Raw genomic sequence first — 21,062 nt, 5'->3', positions numbered from 1 at the left:
CCCTCACATCCGGAAGACGCCGAAGCCGCCCTCGCGCGCGGGCAGCGGTGCATGGGCGCAGGCGGTCAGGGCGAGCCCGAGCACCTGCCTGGTCTCCAGGGGGTCGATCACACCGTCGTCCCACAGCCTGGCGGTGGCGTAGTACGCGTTCCCCTGGGTGTCGTACTGCGCGCGCACGGGCGCCTTGAACTCCTCCTCGGCGTCCTCCGACCACTCCTCGCCGCGCGCCTCCAACTGGTCCCGCTTGACGGTGGCCAGCACCGAGGCGGCCTGCTCGCCGCCCATCACGGAGATCTTCGCGTTCGGCCACATCCACAGGAAGCGGGGCGAGTACGCGCGCCCGCACATCGAGTAGTTGCCCGCCCCGTACGAACCGCCTATCACCACCGTCAGCTTCGGCACGCGGGTGGAGGCCACCGCCGTGACCATCTTCGCGCCGTGCTTGGCGATGCCGCCCGCCTCGTAGCTGCGGCCCACCATGAAGCCCGAGACGTTCTGGAGGAACACCAGCGGGATGCCGCGCTGGTCGCACAGCTCGATGAAGTGGGCGCCCTTCTGCGCGGACTCGGAGAACAGGATGCCGTTGTTGGCGACGATGCCCACCGGGTGGCCGTGGACCGACGCGAACCCGGTCACCAGCGTCGTACCGAACTCCGCCTTGAACTCGGCGAACCGCGAGCCGTCCACCACCCGCGCGATGACCTCGCGCACGTCGTAGGGCGTGCGGGAGTCCACCGGCACCACGTCGTACAGGCCCGCCTCGTCCGCCGCGGGCGGCTCGGCGGCCTCCAGGGGCCAGGGCGCGGGCGGCGCCGGGGGCAGGGTGGCGACGATGGTGCGCATCACGCGCAGCGCGTGCGCGTCGTCCTCCGCGAGGTGGTCGGTGACGCCCGACACACGCGCGTGCACCTCGCCGCCGCCCAGCTCCTCGGCCGTCACCACCTCGCCCGTGGCCGCCTTCACCAGCGGCGGGCCGCCGAGGAAGATCGTGCCCTGGCCGCGGACGATGACGGCCTCGTCGCTCATCGCGGGCACGTACGCGCCGCCCGCCGTGCAGGACCCGAGGACCGCGGCGATCTGCGGGATGCCGGCGGCGGACATCGTGGCTTGGTTGTAGAAGATCCGGCCGAAGTGGTCGCGGTCGGGGAAGACCTCGTCCTGCAGGGGCAGGAAGGCGCCGCCGGAGTCCACCAGGTACAGGCACGGCAGCCTGTTCTCCAGCGCGACCTCCTGGGCGCGCAGGTGCTTCTTCACCGTCATCGGGTAGTACGTGCCGCCCTTGACGGTGGCGTCGTTGGCGACGATCACGCACAGCCGGCCAGAGACCCGGCCGAGGCCGGTGATGAGGCCCGCCGCGGGGGCGTCGCCCCCGTACATGCCCTCGGCGGCCAGCGGGGCCAGCTCAAGGAAGGGGGAGCCGCGGTCGAGGAGGGTGTCCACCCGCTCCCTCGGCAGCAGCTTGCCGCGCGCCGTGTGCCGCGCGCGTGCCCGCTCGCCGCCGCCGCGCCTGGCCGCCGCGAGGCGCCCGCGCAGCTCGTCCACGAGGGCGCGGTGCGCCGCCGCGTGGTCGCCCGCCGTCTGTCCCGCGGCCCGCAGGGCCGCGGAGCCCGCGCCCGCCAGCACCGGTGCCTGCCGCATGTGCCGCTCCCCTCCTGCTCGCCCTGCCCGCTCCCGTCGCGCGCCGCCGCCCACGGGCCCGCCCGTGCGCACGCCGCGGCCGGTCCGCTCCCGGGGGAGTTAGTGGCCGTTAACGCGCTTCTCCAGGTTAACGAGCGCTAACGCCTCTGTCTACAATTGCCGGATGGCCTTGAACACCGCCGCGTCCGGCAGACGTGAGCAGATCCTCAGGGAGGCCGCGCGGCTCTTCGCCGAGCGCGGTTTCCACGGTGTCGGCGTGGACGAGATAGGGGCCGCCGTCGGTATCAGCGGCCCCGGTCTCTACCGCCACTTCGCGGGCAAGGACGCGATGCTGGCGGAGCTGCTCGTGGGTATCAGCGACGAGCTGCTGCGCGGCGGCACCCGCCGGGTCGAGGAGGCGGGCGGCGACCCGCGGGCCACCCTCGACTCGCTCATCGAGGGCCATATCGACTTCGCGCTCGACGACCGCCCCCTGATCGTGCTGCACGACCGCGAGCTGGGGCAGTTGCGCGACGCCGACCGCAAGAAGGTGCGCCGCCTCCAGCGCCAGTACGCGGAGCTGTGGGTCACGGCGGTCGTGGGCGCCTATCCGAGCCTCGGCGAGGCGGACGCGCGCGCGTGCGTGCACGCCGTCTTCGGCCTGCTGAACTCCACCCCCCACCTCGCCCGCCCGCACGCGGCCCCCGGCAGGACCCGCGCGGAGGCCCTGCTGACGAGCCTGGCCCGCGGCGCCTTCGAGGCGGCGGGCGCGGACGGCTGACGGCCTCGCGCGGGAGCCGCGGGAGCCGCGGGAGGCCGTGGCGGCGTGGGGGCGTGCGGCGGTCGCGGGGTGGCGGGTGTGCCCGCCGGGGCGCGAGGCGTGTACGCGCGCGCGTGCGGCCGAAGGGGGCGTCGTATGCCGGGCCCCCGCGTGACGGAGGTCTCTGGACGCTGGGCCTGACCCGTGGGTAACATCGGGTGAGCAAGCGCTTAGCCTGTCGCCTGGCGGTGGCCGAGACCGAGGGAGAACTTCCGTGCGCCGAACCGTTTTCAACGAGGACCACGAGGCGTTCCGGGAGATCGTCCGCGCCTTCATCGAGGCCGAGGTCGTCCCCGTCTACGACGAGTGGGCCGCCAAGGGCGAGGTCCCCCGCGACTTCTACTACCAGCTCGGCGAACTCGGCGTCTTCGGCATCGAGGTCGACGAGGAGTACGGCGGCGCCGGACAGGCGTCCTTCAAGTGGCAGGCCATCCTCTCCGAGGAGACCGCGCGCGCGGGCGTCTCCTTCGGCGGGTCGAGCGTCCACGTCGCGCTCTGCCTGCCCTACCTCAAGGCGTACGCCACCGAGGAGCAGAAGAAGCGCTGGCTGCCCGACTTCGTCACCGGCAGGACGATGTTCGCCATCGCCATGACCGAGCCCGGCACCGGCTCCGACCTCGCGGGCATGCGCACCACCGCCAAGCTCTCCGAGGACGGCACCCACTACGTGCTCAACGGCGCCAAGACCTTCATCACCGGCGGCGTCCACGCCGACCGCGTCATAGTCTGCGCCCGCACCGCCCCGCCCGCCGCGGACGACCGCCGCTTCGGCATCTCCCTGTTCGTCGTCGACACCACGTCCCCCGGCTACGCGGTGGGCCGCAAGCTCGACAAGCTCGGCCTGAAGACCTCCGACACCGCGGAGCTGTCCTTCACCGACGTCAAGGTCCCCGCCGACGACCTGCTCGGCGAGGAGAACAAGGGCTTCTCCTACCTCGGCACCAACCTCCCCCAGGAGCGCCTGGGCATCGCCGTCGGCGCCACCGCCCAGGCCAAGGCCGCCATCAGGTTCGCCCAGCAGTACGTGGCCGACCGCACCGTCTTCGGCAAGCCCGTCGCCGCCTTCCAGAACACCAAGTTCGAACTGGCCGCCTGCAAGGCCGAGGCCGACGCCGCCGAGGCCGTCTGCGACCGTGCGCTCGAAGCCCACGACGCGGGCGAGCTGAGCGCCGCCGAGGCCGCGAGCGCCAAGCTCTTCTGCACCGAGGTCGCCCACCGCGTCATCGACCGCTGCCTCCAGCTCCACGGCGGCTACGGCTACATGAACGAGTACCCCATCGCCCGCCTGTACGCCGACAACCGCGTCAACCGCATCTACGGCGGCACCAGCGAGGTCATGAAGATGATCATCGCCAAGGACATGGGCCTCTGAGGCGCCCGGCACGGGAAGACCACGCATGACAGGCACCGCGGACACCCCGTCCGCCCTCGACACCCTGCTCGGGCTCCTCGACCTGGAGCGTGTCGAGCAGGACATGTTCCGCGGCGTCTCACGGTCCGTCGCGGTGCCCCGCGTCTTCGGCGGGCAGGTCGCGGCCCAGGCCCTCGTGGCCGCGGGCCGCACCGTGCCCGGCGACCGCGGCGCGCACTCCCTGCACGCCTACTTCCTGCGCCCGGGCGACCCCGGCGCCCCCATCGTGTACACCGTCGACCGCATCCGCGACGGCCGCTCCTTCACCACCCGCCGCGTCGAGGCCGTCCAGCACGGGCAGCCGATCTTCCACCTCTCGGCGTCTTTCCAGAGCGCCGAGGACGGCCTCGACCACCAGGCGGCCATGCCGTCCGTGCCCGACCCCGACACGCTCCCCAGCACGGAGGAGATGCTGCCCCGCTACGGCAACCCCCTCCCGCCCGAGTCGGTGCTGCGCATGCGGGAGATCAGGGCCGCGATCGACATCCGCTACGTCGACCCGCCGCCGTACGCCACCGCGGGCACCCCGCGCGAGCCGCGCTCCCAGGTGTGGTTCCGCACCGACGGCAAGCTCGCCGACGACCCGCTGCTGCACGTCTGCCTCGCCACCTACGCGTCCGACATGACCCTGCTCGACTCCGTGCTGCTCGCGCACGGCCGCGGCGGCTGGAGCGTCGGGGACGTCGTCGGCGCCTCCCTGGACCACGCCATGTGGTTCCACAGGCCCTTCCGCGCCGACGAGTGGCTGCTCTACGACCAGGAGTCGCCCTCGTCCTCGTCGGGCCGCGGGCTGGCCCAGGCCCGCATCTTCACCCGGGAGGGGCGGCTCGCCGCGTCCGTGGTGCAGGAGGGCGTGGTCCGGGTGCCGCGCGAGGGCTGAGCGGCCGAACGGCGGGGCCCGCCGCCGCGCAGGACCGATTCTTCGCGACGGTTCATGAGCCGGGCATATGCCCCGACAGGGTCAGCCCGAGGCGCCCTGACCGCTCTGGTCGCCCGCCTCCGCCAGGCCCGTACGGCCGGAGGCCGCCGCTCCGTCGGAGGCCGTCGCCTCGTCAGGGTCCGTCGCCTCGTCCGCTGCCCGTGTCCCGGACTCCTCGCGGGCATGCCGTGCGGCCGCCTCGCGCGCGTTCTTGTCCGCGTCCGCCGAGATGTCGGAGGCGGCGTCGGCGTCCGCGTCGGCCGCGGAGCCCGCGCCCGCGTCGCCCTCGTCGCCCTTCGGCGGCGTCGCCACCGGGTCCCCGGGGCCCACCGGCTCCGGCCTGGGCGCCCCCGCCACGTCGAGCCCCGCCGCCGCCAGCAGGTACGCCGTCATCGGGTCGTAGAAGCGCGGGCTCGTCACATGGTCGTCGAGCGGCACCGTCACCTGCATCGTGCCCTCGGCCTCGCCCAGGAACAGCGCCGGGTCGTTGCAGTCCGCGTAGCCGATCGAGTCGAGCCCGCGCTGGCCCGCACAGCCCGCCCAGCCGTGGTCGGCGACCACCAGGTCGGGCAGCGGGCGCCCGGCGCGCTCCAGTCCTTCGAGGATCGCCGTCATGGGGTCGGGGGAGTGGGTGTGCCACAGCGTCGCGCCGCGCTCCAGCATCGCCACGTCGGCGAACTGGAACACCATGCCCTCGTCCGTGTACAGCCCCTCCGGGATCACCATCACCTCGCAGCCGGCCGCCCGCATCGCGGCCGCCGTCGCCCGGTGCACGTCCAGCAGCCCGCCCGGGTGCCCGGTCGCGAACAGCACGCGCTCGCCGCCCGCCACGGCCTTGCGCAGCCGCTCCGCCATCCGTTCGAGCGCGTCCACGGTCAGCTCGGGGTCGATGGTGTCCTGCCCGTACCGGAACTCGAAGTCGTCGTTGACGCCGCACCGCTCCGCCATCACCGCGAGCACGTCCTGCTCGTCCGACCACCGGTCGCCCAGTTCGAGGCCGAGCCAGAAATTGCGGTCGCCGTTCGCGAGCTTGCGGTAGTGGGAGAGGTTGTTCTCGCGCGGCGTGGCGACGTCGCCCGCGATGCGGGTGCGCACAAGGTGCTCGACGAGCGCGGCGCGGCTGGGTGTCCCGGGTATCGGCATGTCTCCATTGTGCAGTCGCCCGCCGCCGCCCGGCGCCGCCGTACCGAACGGTGGGACGACCGCGGGGCCGCCCCGGGGCACGGACCGGGGCGGCGAAGCCGCCGTACACGCGCGTGTGTCAGATAGTGCTGTTGCGCAGTGCGAACCACAGCTCCATACGGACGTCGGGGTCGTCGAGGTCCGCGTCGAGCAGCGCCGCGCAGCGGGCGATGCGCTGGCGGACCGTGTTGCGGTGCACCCCGAGCGCCGCGGCGGTGCGGTCCCAACTGCCGTGCCAGGCGAGCCAGCCGTGCAGGGTGCGGGTCAGCGCGGGCGCCCCCGCGAGCGGCGCCAGCAGGGCACGCGCGTGTGCCGCCGCCTCCTCGGGACCCACCAGCGCGGCAAGGCCCTCGTCCGCGCCCCGCCCCACCACCAGCGGCGCCCGCCCGGCCACCGCGCGCGCGAGCGCCCGCGCCGCCTGCCGGTCCGCCGCCGCCAGCTCCCCGGCGGCCACGGGCCCGCTCACCCCGAGCGTCCACCCCGGCACCACGGTTGGCCCCACGGCCCCGCGCCCCGGCTCCGACGGATCGGTGTCCGCGGGCACCAGCAGGCGTACGGCACCGCCCCGCGCGCCGTGCGGCCCCGCACCGCCCGCATCGACCAGCGCCGCCCCCAGCGCCGCCGCCAGGCGCTCCGTACCGCCCCCGTCTTCGCCGGGCCGCGCGTGCACGAGGCGCCAGCGCTCCGCGCCCAGCAGCGGCGCCACCTCGTCCGCCCCAGCCCCGAGCAGCATCCGCAGCAGCGCCGCGGGGACGGCGGGCGTCGGTCCGTGGCCCGCCCCGGCGCCGCCGAGCAGCGACAGCAGCACCGCGGCCGTACCGAGCACCGCGTGGTCCCCCGGCCCCCTGCGCCCGCCCGCGACGGCCAGCACGGGCCCGTCCGCGCCGCCGAGCGCGTACACCGTCACCGGCAGCTCCCCGACGGCCCCCGCCGCCGTCGAGGGCGCCGCGCCCGCGCCCCCGCGTTCGCCGCGCACCACCTCCGCCAGCGCCGCCACCGCCCGCCGCACCGGGGCCGCGGGCGCGGCGCCCGCCGACACCGCCGCGTCCCGGCCGCCGCCCGGCAGCAGCGCCGCCCAGCAGCCGAGCCGCCCCGCCAGCTCCCGCACCACCGCGGCCACCGGCTCCGCGCCTGCCGCCGCGCCCGCGAGGCCGCGCTGCGCGCCCGCGACCCGGCGCAGCTCGGCGTCCCCCGCCCGCGCCATCAGCTCGGCCACCGCGCGCGCCACCGCGCTGAACGTGGTGCGCCGCGGCACCTCCACCAGCGGCAGGCCCCGCCGCTCACAGGCCGCCACCAGCGCGGGCGGCGGCGCCTCGTGCACGGGCGCGATCCCGAAGCCGAGCGCGGCGGCGCCCGCCTCCACCACGCGCGCGACGTACTCCTCCCAGCCGGCCCCCGCCGCGGCCTGCGGCGGGGCGTGGGCGCCTGCGGTCAGCAGCAGCTCGCCGCCCAGCAGATACGGGTACGGGTCCGCCATCTCCGAGGCGTGCACCCCGAGCAGCGCCCGCCCGGCCGCCGTGGGCCCCGCCACCTGCCGCAGCCCCAGCTCCGCGCGCGCGAGCAGCGCGGTCAGCGGCACCGGCGGCACGGGAGGCACCACGGGGGCCGAGGCGTCATGCATGGTGGATATTTCCTCCATCGAAGGCCCCAGGAACAGAGGAAACGTACACTTCACCGCCGAGCACGGGCCACCTACCGTCGAGCTGCCCTGCCCGGGCGCCACGCGCCTCCCGCGCGTGTGCGAGCCCGCGCCTGACCCCCGCCCGGGCGGCTCCCCGCCCGGCGCCGCCCACGCGGAAGGAACACGCCACCGTGACCAGCAGCGACACTCCCCGCGGCCCCGTCGACTCCTCCCGGGTGCCCCGCTACGCGGGCCCCGCCACCTTCGCCAGGCTGCCCAGGCTCGACGAGGTGGCAAGCGCCGACGTCGCCGTCGTCGGCGTCCCCTTCGACTCCGGCGTCTCCTACCGCCCCGGCGCCCGCTTCGGCGGCAACGCCGTCCGCGAGGCGTCCCGCCTGCTGCGGCCCTACAACCCCGCCCAGGACGCCGCCCCGTTCGCGCTCGCCCAGGTCGCGGACGCGGGCGACATCGCGGTCAACCCGTTCGACATCCAGGAGGCCGTCGACACCGTCGAGAACGCCGCGGACGAACTCCTCGGCACCGGGGCCAGGCTGCTGACCCTCGGCGGCGACCACACCGTCGCGCTGCCGCTGCTGCGCGCCGCCGCCCGCAGGCACGGCCCGCTCGCGCTGCTGCACTTCGACGCCCACCTCGACACCTGGGACACCTACTTCGGCGCCGCGTACACCCACGGCACCCCCTTCCGCAGGGCGTTCGAGGAGGGCCTGCTCGACACCTCCGCGCTCGGCCACGTCGGCACCAGGGGCCCCCTCTACGGCAAGGCCGACCTCGACGAGGACGCCAGGATGGGCTTCGGCATCGTCACCGCGGCCGACGTGTACCGGCAGGGCGTCGACGAGGTCGTCGACCGGCTGCGGCAGCGCATCGGCGAGCGCCCCCTCTACGTCTCCGTCGACATCGACGTCCTCGACCCCGCGCACGCCCCCGGCACCGGCACCCCCGAGGCGGGCGGCCTCACCTCACGGGAACTCCTGGAGATCCTACGCGGCCTCGCGGGGCACCACGTCGTCTCGGCCGACGTGGTCGAGGTCGCGCCCGCCTACGACCACGCGGAGATCACCGCCGTGGCCGCATCCCACGTCGCGTACGACCTGGTCACCCTGATGACCAGAGACGTGGCCGCACGCACCGCCTCCGACTGAGCCGGGGCGGCCGGGCGCCCGCAGCGTGTCGCACCTCACCAAGACGCGCGTCACCACCACAGGCAAGCCCAAAACCCCCGGGCTACCGGGGGCACGGCTCGGCGGCGACCCGGGACTAGGCCCATTGTCAGACCCCCCTCGTACCTTGGGACCAGGCAATGTAACGGCGGGATGAAATCCCACGGAGACCGCGTTGGGGCCTGGCGGAAGGACCGAGGCGGGCCCCCTGGGACCCGGGGACGGAGGCGGCGAGTGACGGCGGAGACACAGGGCGGCTGGGCGCGGCGGCTCGCGGGGTACGCATGGCGTTATCCGAGGGACGTCGTGCTGGCGCTCGGCGCCTCGCTCGCGGGCATGGGCGTGATGGCCGTCGTCCCCCTCATCACCAAGGTCATCATCGACGACGTCATCGGCGGCCACAGCCGCTCCATGGCGGCCTGGGCGGGCCTGTTCATCGGCGCCGCGCTCGTCGTCTACGTGCTCGCGTTCATCCGCCGCTACTTCGGCGGCCGGCTCGCCCTCGACGTCCAGCACGACCTGCGTACGGGCATGTACGACAGCCTGACCCGCCTCGACGGCCGCCGTCAGGACGAGCTGTCGACCGGCCAGGTCGTCGGCCGCGCCACCAGCGACCTCCAGCTCATCCAGGGCCTGCTGTTCATGCTCCCGATGACGATCGGGAACGTCCTGCTGTTCCTCATCTCCCTGGTGATCATGGCGTGGCTTTCGCTGCCGCTGACCCTCGTCGCGCTCGCGGTCGCCCCCGCCGTCTGGTTCATCGCCAAGCGCAGCCGCACCCGGCTGCACCCGGCCACCTGGTACGCGCAGGCGCAGGCCGCCGCCGTCGCCGGAGTCGTCGACGGCGCCGTCACCGGGGTGCGCGTCGTCAAGGGCTTCGGCCAGGAGGAGCAGGAGACCGGCAAGCTCGCCGAGGTCGGCCGCCGCCTCTTCGCGGGCCGGCTGCGCACCGTGCGGCTGAACGCGACCTATACCCCCGCCCTCCAGGCCGTCCCCTCGCTCGGCCAGGTCGCGATGCTCGCCCTCGGCGGCTGGCTCGCGGTGCGCGGCGAGATCACCCTCGGCACCTTCGTCGCCTTCTCGACCTACCTGGCCCAGCTCGTCGGCCCGGTCCGCATGCTCGCCGTCGTCCTCACCGTCGGCCAGCAGGCCAGGGCGGGCGTCGAGCGCGTGCTCGAACTCATCGACACCGAGCCCACCCTCGCCGACGGCACCAAGGAGCTGCCCGCGGACGCGCCCGCCACCGTCGAGTTCGACGACGTCCGCTTCGGCTACGACACGGCCCCCCGCGCCCGCCCCGTGCTCGACGGGCTCTCCTTCACGATCAGCCCCGGCGAGACCCTCGCCGTCGTCGGCAGCTCGGGCTCCGGCAAGTCCACGGTCTCCCTGCTGCTGCCGCGGTTCTACGACGTCTCCCACGGCGCCGTCCTCGTCGGCGGGCACGACGTGCGGGAGCTGACGCTCGACTCCCTCAGGGCCGCCATCGGGCTCGTGCCCGAGGACAGCTTCCTGTTCTCCGAGTCCATCCGCGCCAACATCGCCTACGGCCGCCCCGACGCCACCCAGGAGGAGGTCGAGGCCGCCGCCCGCGCCGCCCAGGCCCACGGCTTCGTCACGGCCCTCCCCGACGGCTACGACACGCGCGTGGGCGAGGAGGGCCTCACGCTCTCCGGCGGCCAGCGCCAGCGCATCGCGCTCGCCCGCGCCATCCTCACCGACCCCCGCCTCCTCGTCCTCGATGACGCCACCTCCGCCGTCGACGCGCGCGTGGAGCACGAGATCCACGACGCGCTGCGCGGCGTCATGGCGGGCCGCACCACCCTGCTCATCGCGCACCGCCGCTCCACCCTCGGCCTCGCCGACCGCATCGCCGTCCTCGACGGCGGCCGCCTCGCCGACATCGGCACCCACGAGGAGCTGACCGAGCGCTCCGCCCTCTACCGCAGGCTGCTCACCGACCCCGACGAGCTGGGCGGCGTCTCGCCGGGCCACCCCCTCCCCGCCGGGCCCACCGAGGAGACGGGCCTGCGCGACGAGCTGGACGCCGAGTTCGACGCGGAGCGCGGCATCACCCCCCGCCTGTGGACCGGCGACCGCAAGCCGGAGAGCGCCGACGGCACGACGCTCTCCGCCATGCCCGCCACCCCCGAACTCGTCGCCCAGGTCGAGGCGCTGCCCCCGGCCACCGACACCCCCGCCGTCGACGAGGCGCGCGCCGTGCTGCCCGAGACGTCCTACGGGCTGCGCAGACTCCTGCGCGGCTTCGGGCGGCCGCTCGGCCTCAGCCTCCTCATGGTCGCCGCCGACGCCGGGCTCGGACTGCTGCTGCCCGTCCTCATCCGGCACGGCATCGACCAGGGCGTCAACCGCCTCGCCCTCGGCGCCGTCTGGACCTCGGCCGTGCTCGCCCTGGTCGCCGTTGTCGTGCAGTGGTCCGCGCAGATCGGCGAGACCCGGCTCACGGGGCGCACCGGCGAGCGCGTGCTCTACACGCTCAGGCTCAAGATCTTCGCCCAGCTCCAGCGCCTCGGCCTCGACTACTACGAGCGCGAGCTGTCGGGACGCATCATGACCCGGATGACCACGGACGTGGACGCGCTGTCCACGTTCCTCCAGACCGGTCTGGTCACCGCGTTCGTCTCCGTGGTCACCTTCTTCGGCATCCTGGTCGTGCTGCTGGTGATCGACGTCCAGCTCGCCCTCGTGGTCTTCGCGACCCTGCCCGTCCTCATCGTCGGCACGTACTTCTTCCGCAAGCAGAGCGTGAAGGCGTACGAGCTGGCACGCGAGCGGGTCTCGGTCGTCAACGCCGACCTCCAGGAGTCCGTTGCGGGGCTGCGCATCGTGCAGGCGTTCCGCCGCGAGCGCGCGGGCGCCGAGCGGTTCTCCGCCCGCAGCAGGGACTACCGCGCCGCGCGCATCCGCGGTCAACTGCTCATCTCGGTCTACTTCCCGTTCGTGCAGCTCCTGTCGTCCGTCGCCGCCGCCAGTGTGCTCGTCGTCGGCTCCGGGCGGATCGAGGCCGCGACGCTCACCACCGGCGCGCTCGTCGCCTATCTGCTGTACATCGACCTGTTCTTCGCGCCCGTGCAGCAGTTGTCCCAGGTCTTCGACGGGTACCAGCAGGCGTCCGTCTCCCTCGGGCGCATCCAGGAGCTGCTGCGCGAGCCCACGTCCACCAGGGCCGCCGACCGCCCGAGGAGCGTCGGGAGCCTGCGCGGGGAGCTGGCCTTCGAGGACGTCGACTTCGTCTACGCCGCCGACAGCACCGACCCCGAGGGCGCCGCCGCCGGACTGCCCGGCGCCGGGGCCGAGCGGGCGCCCGTGCCCGACGAGGCGGCGCTGCGCGAGGTGCGGCTGCGCATCCCCGCCGGGCAGACCGTCGCGTTCGTCGGCGAGACCGGCGCCGGGAAGTCGACCCTGGTGAAGCTGGTCGCCCGCTTCTACGACCCCACGGGCGGCCGGGTCACCGTCGACGGCACCGACCTGCGCGACCTCGACCTGACCGGCTACCGCCGCCGCCTCGGCGTCGTACCCCAGGAGGCGTACCTGTTCCCCGGCACCGTCCGGGACGCCATCGCCTACGGCCGCCCCGGCGCCACCGACGCCGAGGTGGAGTCCGCCGCCCGCGCGGTCGGCGCCCACGACATGATCGCCACGCTCGACGACGGCTATCTGCACCGGGTCACCGAGCGCGGGCGCAACCTCTCGGCGGGGCAGCGCCAGCTCATCGCGCTGGCCCGCGCCGAACTCGTCGACCCCGACATCCTGCTCCTCGACGAGGCCACCGCCGCCCTCGACCTCGCCACCGAGGCCCAGGTGACACAGGCGACGGAGCGCCTCGCGACGCGCCGCACCACCCTGGTGGTCGCCCACCGGCTGACCACCGCGGCCCGCGCGGACCGCATCGTCGTCATGGACCACGGCAGGGTCGCCGAGGACGGCACCCACGACCGGCTCCTCGCCGCCGGCGGGCGCTACGCCCGGTTGTGGAACACCTTCCTCGGCAACGCCGACCCCGAGGAGCCGGAGGTCGCCCCGGTGGCGGGCGCCTGAGAGCGGGCGTGCCGGTGCCCCGGGAGCGGCACGGCTCCCGGGGCCCCCGGCTCAGTACGACAGGCCGTGCCCGACGGCGTACAGCTCCTTCGCCGGGTCGTCAGCCGACGGCACCGCCACCGGCAGCCTGCCCCGGGGCCGCGCCCGGCCCGCCAGCACCCGTACCGCCGCCCGCAGCTCCACATCGGTCCAGCAGTACGAGGCCAGGCACGCGGCGCCCTGCGGCACCCACGCGGCGTCGTACGGATTGCGCAGGGCGAGCACCACCACCGGCACCCCGGTGGCCGCCAGCGCCTGAAGCAGTTCGCGCTGGCCGTCGCCCTCGGCGACGTCGTACGTGCCCACCAGCACCGCGTCGGCGCGGGCCGCCGCGTCCAGCGCCCGCGCGGACACCTCGGGCGTCACCGTCCCCGAGGGGCCCGTCGACAGCGACGTCGCCGAGAATCCGAGGCCGCCCAGCTCCTTCGCGAGCACCCCGCTCGGCGGGCCGCCGGTGCCGGAGGGCGCCGCCGGGTCGGCGCTGACCACCAGGACCCTGCGGTGCGCGCGGCGCGACAGCGGCAGCAGCCGCCTGTCGTCCGCGAGCAGCGTGGTGGTCCGCTCCGCGATCAGGTCGGCCGCCGCGCGGTGCGCGCGGGTGCCCACGACCGCGTCCACGCCCCGCCGGGTCACATACGGCTCGTCGAAGAGGCCGCGGCGGGCCTTGAGCCGCAGGATGCGCAGCAGCGAGGCGTCGAGCCGCTGCTCGGTCAGCTCGCCGCCCCGCACGGCGTCGAGGACCGCGTTCCAGGCGAGGTCCAGGTCCGGCGGGTTCAGCAACTGGTCGACGCCCGCCTTGAGCGCCAGCACCGGCACCCGGTCGTCCCCGTACTTCTCCCGTACGCCCGCCATGCCGAGGGAGTCGGTGACGACCACCCCGTCGTAGCCGAGTTCGCCCCGGAGGATGCCGGTGAGGATGGGGTGGGAGAGCGTCGCGGGGTCTCCGGAGTCGTCGAGCGCGGGGACCATGATGTGCGCCGTCATCACGGAGTCGATGCCCGCGGCGATCGCCGCGCGGAACGGCGGCGCGTCGAGGGTGTCCCACTGCTCGCGGGTGTGCTCGATCACGGGGAAGCCGTAGTGGCTGTCGGTGGCGGTGTCGCCGTGCCCGGGGAAGTGCTTGGACGCGGTGGCGATGCCCGCGCCCTGGTAGCCCTTGACCTGGGCGGCGGCCATCCGCGCGACCGCCTCGGGGTCGGCGCCGAAGGAGCGGACGCCGATCACCGGGTTGGCCGGGTTGACGTTGACGTCGGCGTCCGGCGCGTAGTCCTGCCTGATGCCCATGGCCCGCAGCTCGGCGCCGCCGATCGCGGCCGCCGTGCGCGCGTCGGCGGGGGAGCCCCCGGCGCCCAGCGCCATGGCCCCCGGCAGCAGGGTCGCGGGCGCGCCGACCCGGGCGACGGTGCCGTACTCCTGGTCGGTGGAGATCAGCAGCGGCAGCCCGCGCGGCTGGGCGAGGCCCGCGCGCTGGATGCCGTTGGAGAGGTCGGCGATCTGGTGCGGGTCGCGGGTGTTGTGGGCCCAGGAGAAGTAGATGATGCCGCCGACCCGGTACTCGGCGATCAGCTCGGCGGCGGTGCGCACACCGATCTCGGAGAGGTTGGCGTCGACGTCGGCCTGGTCGGGCTCGGTCGCGGAGTGCCCGTAGACCCGCATGACGAAGAGCTGTCCGACCTTCTCCTGAAGCGTCATACGGGAGATGAGGCGGCGCAGCCGCCGGTCGTCGGGGACCGGGCGGCCCTTCGCGGGGGAGCCGTCGGCGCGTGCGGCCGAGGCGGCGGTCACCGTCAGCGCGGCGGCGCCCGCGCCGACGGCGAGGACGCGGCGTCTGGAGGCGCCGGGGGTTCTGTACTGCACGTGCGCTCCTTCCGGAGGAACCCGGCGGTGGCGGACCGGCCGCCGGATCGGCAGGTGGGGGTGGAGAGGCGCTGGATGTGCACTGAAGAAAACTTCCAGGCGATCTCGATAACCCGAAAATTACTGCCGGTCAAGGGGCTGGACGCGCCCGGCGCGCACGGGCCCGCCACGGCGGGGCGGCCGACGGGGGCCGCCCGCCGCGCGGGCGAGGCGGTGTGTACAGGTGGGGCGGGGCGGTGTGCGCGGGGGTGGGGCGGGGCCTGTGCCGCGGTGCGCGGGATGGGGTCAGCGGGCGACCAGGGTGGCGGGGTGCCCGGCGCGGCGCAGCGACTCGGCGACGAAGTCGCCGGTGCGCAGTTCGTCGATGACGCCGCGCAGGAAGCTCAAGGACTCGGGCCGCCTGCCCTTGGCGGTGCCCACCGCCTGGCGTATCTCCATGAACCGCTCCTCGACGAGGCGCACCTCGGGGTGGTCGGCGGCGAACGCGGCGAGCGGCTGCCTGATCCCGGCGCCCGCCTCAAGGCCCTGCGCCCGGAACACGTCGACCCCCTCGTCCCCGCGCACCAGCGTGGCGTGCCGCAGGGTGCGGGAGAGGTAGAGGTCGTAGGCGGAGCCGTGCTTCACGCCGATGCGGATGCCGGGGCTGTCGACATCGGCGACGGTCCGCAGGGACGAGTCGCGCGGCACGGCGAAGACGCCCTCGATGACGACGTATGGCGCCGTGAAGGCGACCTCCTTCTCGCGGGCCGGCTCGACCGCGAGGAAGCAGATGTCGGCCGCGCCCGTGGTCAGCGCCTCGTACGACTTGCGTGCGGCGTCGAAGCAGACGAACTCGACGGGGACGCCGAGCCGGGCCGCGACCTCCCTCGCTATGTCCACGGTCACCCCGGCGGGTGCGGCGGGGGTGCCCTGTGCCATGACCGGGTTGCCCAGGTTGATGGAGGCGCGCAGCGCGCCGTGGGGGGCGAGGTCTTCGGCCACGGTGGCGGGGGCGATCGTCATGGATCGAGTTAAGCACACCACTTCACAAGTGTCGACACTTGTGCCTTGATGGACGGGGCCGGTGGGCCCCTGGCCCGTCGCCGCCCTCTCCGTGCCCCTTCTACTGGGGGCGTACGGGGGCGAGTTCCCCTGTTGCCAGGGGCGGCTCCGGGGCCGGACGGAACCGTGGGGGACCAGCGGAATCCCGCGACTCTGAAGGCCGGAGCCGGGGGCGGGCCAGGTTCGCATGAGACCGGAGCCGGGCGATCTGAAATATCCCGGAAGCACTGCCGCAACCCTCTGGACGCGAGCCCGTGGGTCATGTTTGATTCGGAGTGTCGACACTTTGCATGTGGCGGGTGTCCGGCAATTCCTCTCTGAGGAGGTAACTGTGAACCTTCCACGGCGCAAACTCGTCGTCGAGGACCTGACCCTCGGGCACTGGTCGCGTCGGTCCGAGTCCTTCTCCGTCGCCTGCGACGGCCTGGGCTTCGACGTGGCGGAGAACGAGTTCGTGGCGATCGTCGGGCCGAGCGGCTGCGGCAAGACCACGTTCCTCACCGCGCTCGCCGGCCTGGTCCCCGTCAGCTCGGGACGCCTTGAGCTGAACGGAAAGCAGATCGAGGGCCCCGCCCCCGACCGCTCCCTGGTGTTCCAGCAGGCGTCCCTCTTCCCCTGGCGCAATGTCGTCGCCAACATCGAGTTCGGCCTCAAGGCGCAGAAGCGGCTCGACGCCCACGGCAGGGCCCGCGTCGCCGAGCTGGTCGAACTGGTCGGGCTCGCGGGCAAGGAGGACACCTACCCCCGGGAGCTGTCCGGCGGCATGAGCCAGCGGGTCAACCTGGCCCGCGCCCTCGCCACCGACCCCGACCTGCTGCTGCTCGACGAGCCGTTCTCCGCGCTCGACGCGCAGACCCGCGAGCTGATGCAGGAGGAGCTGACCCGCATCTGGCAGGCCGACAGCGCCGGTTCCGGCAAGACGGCCGTCTTCGTGACACACGACGTCCCCGAGGCGGTGTTCCTCGCCGACCGGGTCGCCGTCTTCTCCAGCGGGCCCGCGCACCTCGTCGAGATGGTCGACATAGACCTGCCGCGCCCCCGGAGCCGGGAGACCAAGAAGTCCCCGGAGTTCCAGTCATTGCACGACTACATCCTCGGTCTGGTCATGAACCAGATCCAACCGGGTCGAAGGGCAATCGACCATGACAGCAACGCACCTGCCGTCGGATAGCGTCCGCACCCAGGCCCCGCGGGTCCGCGCGCCCAAGCGCGCGTTCGGGGGCCGCTACCTCCACCTCACCCTCGGCGTCGTGGGCATGGCCATCGTCCTCGGCGTCTGGCAGATCTGCGCGTCGACGGGCTTCGTCGACCCCAACTTCGCCAGCTCCCCGGCCGGCGCCTTCATGGCCCTGGTCGACTCGATCGGCAGCGGCAGCGTCTGGGGCCCGCTGGGCTCCACCCTCGCCGCCGTCGCCTGGGGCATGCTGATCTCCATCGTCGTCGGCATCCCCGGCGGCCTGCTCATCGGGCGCAACCGCGTCCTGCACGGGCTGACGGACCCGGTGATCAGCATCCTCTACTCCGTCCCCTACGTCGTCTTCCTCCCGATGCTGATCTTCTGGTTCGGCATCGACATGAAGGCCCGCATCGTCATCGTGGTCTGGAGCGCGCTCTTCCCGCTGCTGATCAACGTCATCGCCGGCGCGCGCAACCTGGAAGCCAGCCATATCCAGGTCACCCAGGTGTTCTGCGCCTCCCGGATGATGGCGCTGCGCGCGGTCGCCTTCCCCGCCACGCTGCCCTACATCCTCGCCGGGCTGCGCCAGGCCGTCGGCCGCGCCCTGATCGGCGCGATCGTCGCCGAGCTCTTCATGGGCTCGGCGGGCCTCGGCTACCAGGTCCAGCTCCAGACGTCCAACTTCGAGATGGACGACGCGATGGCGTCCATAGCCGTGATCGCCGTGGTGGCCATCGTGCTCACCCGCGGCGTGGGCTACCTGGAGCGCCGCTTCACGTTCTGGTCCGCCACGGACTGAGGGAGGAGGCCCATGCGTATCGCCAAACCCACCGTGGTCACCGCCCTCGGCGCGGCGCTCGTGCTGACCGTGTCCGGCTGCACCGCGATGGCCACCCGGTCGGCACAGCCCACCAGCATGAAGATGAGGATCGGCTACACGGCGATCGGCGCCGCCTACTCCGACCTCTACATCTGCGAGGACCAGGGCGTCTTCAAGAAGAACGGCCTCGACGTCGAGATCACGCTCCTCAACAGCTCGTCCCAGCTCGTCGCCGCCCTCGTCAGCAACAGCATCCAGGTCGGCGTCGGCGCCACCACGACGACGGCGTCAGGGGCGATGAACCTGAAGAACGTCGACCTGCGCTACATCGCCCTGCCCATCAGGAGCTACTACCTGGAGATGTGGGGCAAGAAGTCGGTCCGCGCGGGCGACGGCATCAAGGGCAAGAAGATCGGCCTCAGCTCCCCCGGCTCCCTCGGCGACGCGGCCGTCGACGCCCTCGTCAAACACAACGGCTGGAAGGACGGCGACGTCCAGAAGATCTTCCTCAAGTCCACCCCCGCCGAGGTCTCCGCGCTGGAGAACGGCGCGGTCGACGCCATCGTCACCCAGCCCCCGACCGGCACGAAGACCCGCCAGAAGGGCTTCAAGAAGGTCATGGACTTCACGGACCTGCCCGCCGCGGCCAACGCGTACACGGTCAAGTCCGACTACCTCTCCGGCAACAAGAAGGCCGTCGCCGCGTTCGAGAAGTCCGAGGTCGAGTGCCTGGCCAAGCTCCACAACGACAAGGAGGCCGCGCTGAAGAGCATCATGAAGCACAGCGGCGTCAACGACCGCGCACTCGCCGAGTACTCGTACGACTTCTTCGACAAGCTGTGGGCGAAGGACCCCACCGTCGAACCCGGCCTGGTCCACGACGCGTTCGCCGCCACCGTCGCCAAGGGCGTCGGCGAGATGCCGGAGGACACCGGGAAGTTCATCGACAACTCCTACCTGGACAAGCTGCGGCGCTCCGGCTTCATCGCCTCCCTGTACCGATGAACCACCCCCACCGCGGACCGTCCTGCGCCCACGCCGCACCACGGGCGCACACCCCCGGGACGCCGCACGAGACCACAAGGAGGCGCGTGACGTGACGTCACTCGACGACATCGACGACCTGCGCGGCTGGCTGGCCCTCGCCGACAAGCTCGGCGAGGTCAGGACCCTCACCGGGGCGCACTGGGACAAGGAGATCGGCGCCGCGTCCGAGGTCAACTACAAGCGGCAGGCCCCGCCCGCCCTGCTCTTCGACGACATCGTCGGCTACCGCACGGGCCAGCGCGTCCTCACCGCCTCCATGGGCAACGCACGCCGCCTCGGCATGACCCTGCGCCTCGGCACGGACCTCGACGACCGCGCCCTCGTCGAGGCCCTGCGCAGCAAGCCGGGGGAGTGGGCCGCGAACGCCCACCGCTTCCCGGTCCGCGAGGTCACGGAAGGCCCCGTGCGGCAGAACGTCCTGCGCGACGACGACGCGAACCTCCTCGCCTTCCCCGTCCCGAAGTGGCATGAGGGCGACGGCGGCCGCTACATCGGCACCGGCTGCGCCGTCTTCACCACCGACCCCGACACCGGCGTCCTCAACGCAGGCGCCTACCGCATGCAGGTACAGGGCGACGGCCGCGCCGCCAGCATCAACATCGAGGCGGGCAAGCACGGCGCCGCCCACGTGCGCAAGTGGTTCGCCCGCGAGGGCCGCGCCCCCGTCACCGCCTCCCTCGGCCACGACCCGCTGCTGCTCGTCGTCGCGGGCACCGAAGTCCCCTCAGGCGTCTCGGAGCTGGAGTACGCGGGCGCCGTACTCGGCCGCCCCGTCGACGTCATCCCCGGCGAACTCACCGGCCTGCCCGTCCCCGCCACCGCCGAACTCGCCGTCGAGGGCTGGCTCTACCCCGACCGCCGCGAGGACGAGGGCCCCTTCGGCGAGTGGACCGGCTACTACAGCGGCGGCACCGAGCCCGTCCTCACCCTCGACATCCAGCGGATCTACCACCGCGACGACCCCATCCAGCTCGGGGCGCCCCCCGGAAAGCCCCCGCACGACTACTCGTACATGCGCAGCGTCATGAAGTCCGCCATGATCCAGGACGCCCTCATCGCCACCGGGCTGCCCGGCGTCGAGGCCGTGTGGGCGCACGAGGCGGGCGGCGGCCGGCAGCTCCTCACCGTCGCCATCCACCAGCAGTACCCGGGCCACGCCCGGCAGGCCGGATACCTCACCTCCCAACTGCCTGCCGCCGCCTACATGAACAAGTTCGTGATCGTCGTCGACGCCGACGTCGACCCCCGCAGCCTCGACGAGGTCGTCTGGGCGATGTGCACCCGCACCGACCCCGCCGACGACATCGAGACCCTGCGCCAGACCTGGGGCAGCCGCGTCGACCCGCTCAAGGAGGCCGGGGCGCCGCCGTTCAACACCCGCGCCGTCATCGACGCCTGCCGCCCCTGGAGCCGCCTTGAGCAGTTCCCGAAGGTCGCCGAGGCCAGCAGGGAACTCCTCGACCACGTCACCCGCCGCTGGCCCGACGTGCTCGGAGGCAGCAGGTGACCTCCCGTACCGCACCCCCCACGGCCGAAGGGCACCGCTTCACGACCGGGCACGCCTCCATCGGCGAGACCGTGCGCCAGCTCGAACTGAGCCGCACCTTCGGCCGCGGCGGCGCCACCCCCAGCATCGCCGACGACATCGCCCTCGCCGTCGCCACCGAGATAATCGAGGGCCGCCTCTCGCCGGGCGACGACCTCAACTCGGTCGAACTCGCCCGCTCCTTCGACAGCAGCAGGACCCCCGTGCGCGAGGCGCTCCTGGTCCTGGAGCGCGAGGGCTTCGTCGAGATCACCGCCCGCCGCAGGCCCCGCGTGGCACGCCTGCTGCTGCGCGAGGTCAGGGAGCTGTACAACCTGCGCGCCGAGCTGTACGCGCTGGTCAGCAGGGCCGTCGTCCGCGAGGCGAGCCAGGCCGACCTGGAGACCCTGCGCGGCCACCAGCGCGGCCTCGACGCCGCCGTCGCCGACGACGACGTCGACCGCTACTTCTGGATCAACGTGCAGTTCCGCAACACCGAGGCCGCCATAGCGCGCGACGCCACCCTGCGCCGGGTCCTCGACTCCCTCGGCGCGCGCGCCCTGCAACTGCGCCACCTCAGCCTCTCCCAGCCCGGCAGGCTCGACCCGTCGGCGCAGGACCACGCCAGACTCCTGCGCGCCTACGAGGACCGCGACGCCGAACTCGCCGCCGCCCTCACCCAGTCCCTCGTACGGGCCGGGCTCGCCGCCATAGAGCGCTCCGGATGGACGGGAGAAGCCCCATGACAG

At 73.6% G+C, this 21,062-nt stretch carries 14 protein-coding genes and 1 pseudogene; 10 read left to right on the top strand and 5 right to left on the bottom strand.

The window, feature by feature from the left end:
* Positions 1 to 3: 3 nt before the first annotated feature.
* Positions 4 to 1,638: a carboxyl transferase domain-containing protein gene (locus tag ACIBIW_RS00770; protein ID WP_399330422.1), complete on the bottom strand. Its 1,635-nt coding sequence runs from the start codon at positions 1,636 to 1,638 to the stop codon at positions 4 to 6.
* Between the two features lie 163 nt (positions 1,639 to 1,801).
* Between ACIBIW_RS00770 and ACIBIW_RS00765 the strand changes: the two genes are divergently transcribed.
* From ACIBIW_RS00765 to tesB, 3 genes are all read left to right on the top strand, one after another.
* Complete coding sequence (locus ACIBIW_RS00765) at positions 1,802 to 2,398, top strand: TetR/AcrR family transcriptional regulator (protein WP_399330420.1); 597 nt, start codon at positions 1,802 to 1,804, stop codon at positions 2,396 to 2,398.
* Between the two features lie 253 nt (positions 2,399 to 2,651).
* The gene (locus tag ACIBIW_RS00760; protein ID WP_399330418.1) at positions 2,652 to 3,809 is read left to right on the top strand and encodes an acyl-CoA dehydrogenase family protein; all 1,158 of its coding nucleotides are present in this window, start codon (positions 2,652 to 2,654) and stop codon (positions 3,807 to 3,809) included.
* Between the two features lie 25 nt (positions 3,810 to 3,834).
* On the top strand, positions 3,835 to 4,728 hold the full coding sequence (gene tesB, locus ACIBIW_RS00755) for an acyl-CoA thioesterase II (RefSeq protein ID WP_399330416.1): 894 nt from the start codon (positions 3,835 to 3,837) through the stop codon (positions 4,726 to 4,728).
* 399 nt (positions 4,729 to 5,127) lie between these two features.
* Here the strand turns inward: tesB and ACIBIW_RS00750 are convergent.
* Positions 5,128 to 5,910, bottom strand: a pseudogene (locus tag ACIBIW_RS00750) (phosphatase); the annotation flags it as partial.
* A gap of 118 nt (positions 5,911 to 6,028) precedes the next feature.
* On the bottom strand, positions 6,029 to 7,570 hold the full coding sequence (locus ACIBIW_RS00745) for a PucR family transcriptional regulator (protein WP_399330414.1): 1,542 nt from the start codon (positions 7,568 to 7,570) through the stop codon (positions 6,029 to 6,031).
* Positions 7,571 to 7,761: 191 nt separating this feature from the next.
* Here ACIBIW_RS00745 and speB point away from each other — a divergent pair, with 191 nt between their 5' ends.
* Positions 7,762 to 8,733 (top strand): agmatinase, encoded by a 972-nt coding sequence (speB, locus tag ACIBIW_RS00740; protein WP_399330412.1) that lies wholly within the window; start codon positions 7,762 to 7,764, stop codon positions 8,731 to 8,733.
* Between the two features lie 171 nt (positions 8,734 to 8,904).
* Positions 8,905 to 12,807, top strand: coding sequence for an ABC transporter ATP-binding protein (locus ACIBIW_RS00735; protein WP_399330410.1), 3,903 nt, complete (start codon positions 8,905 to 8,907; stop codon positions 12,805 to 12,807).
* A gap of 51 nt (positions 12,808 to 12,858) precedes the next feature.
* Here the strand turns inward: ACIBIW_RS00735 and ACIBIW_RS00730 are convergent, their stop codons facing one another.
* Together ACIBIW_RS00730 and ACIBIW_RS00725 are read right to left on the bottom strand one after the other, a co-directional pair.
* On the bottom strand, positions 12,859 to 14,703 hold the full coding sequence (locus tag ACIBIW_RS00730) for a glycoside hydrolase family 3 protein (RefSeq protein ID WP_399330408.1): 1,845 nt from the start codon (positions 14,701 to 14,703) through the stop codon (positions 12,859 to 12,861).
* A gap of 285 nt (positions 14,704 to 14,988) precedes the next feature.
* Positions 14,989 to 15,705, bottom strand: a complete 717-nt coding sequence (locus ACIBIW_RS00725) for a transporter substrate-binding domain-containing protein (RefSeq protein ID WP_399330406.1) — start codon at positions 15,703 to 15,705, stop codon at positions 14,989 to 14,991.
* A 370-nt stretch (positions 15,706 to 16,075) separates the two neighbouring features.
* Between ACIBIW_RS00725 and ACIBIW_RS00720 the strand changes: the two genes are divergently transcribed.
* From ACIBIW_RS00720 to ACIBIW_RS00700, 5 genes are all read left to right on the top strand, one after another.
* The gene (locus tag ACIBIW_RS00720) at positions 16,076 to 16,915 is read left to right on the top strand and encodes an ABC transporter ATP-binding protein (protein WP_399330404.1); all 840 of its coding nucleotides are present in this window, start codon (positions 16,076 to 16,078) and stop codon (positions 16,913 to 16,915) included.
* Complete coding sequence (locus ACIBIW_RS00715; protein ID WP_399330402.1) at positions 16,887 to 17,720, top strand: ABC transporter permease; 834 nt, start codon at positions 16,887 to 16,889, stop codon at positions 17,718 to 17,720. Before ACIBIW_RS00720 ends, ACIBIW_RS00715 begins: the two co-directional genes overlap by 29 nt.
* Before the next feature lie 12 nt (positions 17,721 to 17,732).
* Positions 17,733 to 18,746: an ABC transporter substrate-binding protein gene (locus ACIBIW_RS00710; RefSeq protein ID WP_399330400.1), complete on the top strand. Its 1,014-nt coding sequence runs from the start codon at positions 17,733 to 17,735 to the stop codon at positions 18,744 to 18,746.
* A 91-nt stretch (positions 18,747 to 18,837) separates the two neighbouring features.
* Positions 18,838 to 20,295: a UbiD family decarboxylase gene (locus ACIBIW_RS00705; RefSeq protein WP_399330398.1), complete on the top strand. Its 1,458-nt coding sequence runs from the start codon at positions 18,838 to 18,840 to the stop codon at positions 20,293 to 20,295.
* Complete coding sequence (locus tag ACIBIW_RS00700) at positions 20,292 to 21,059, top strand: GntR family transcriptional regulator (protein ID WP_399330397.1); 768 nt, start codon at positions 20,292 to 20,294, stop codon at positions 21,057 to 21,059. The genes ACIBIW_RS00705 and ACIBIW_RS00700 overlap by 4 nt, the downstream gene beginning before the upstream one ends.
* Positions 21,060 to 21,062 lie beyond the last annotated feature (3 nt).

This window comes from Streptomyces sp. NPDC050560 (assembly GCF_044457285.1).
GTDB lineage: Bacteria > Actinomycetota > Actinomycetes > Streptomycetales > Streptomycetaceae > Streptomyces.
The sequence above is the reverse complement of the archived record's forward strand: the minus strand, read 5'-3'. Positions and strand labels throughout refer to the sequence as shown.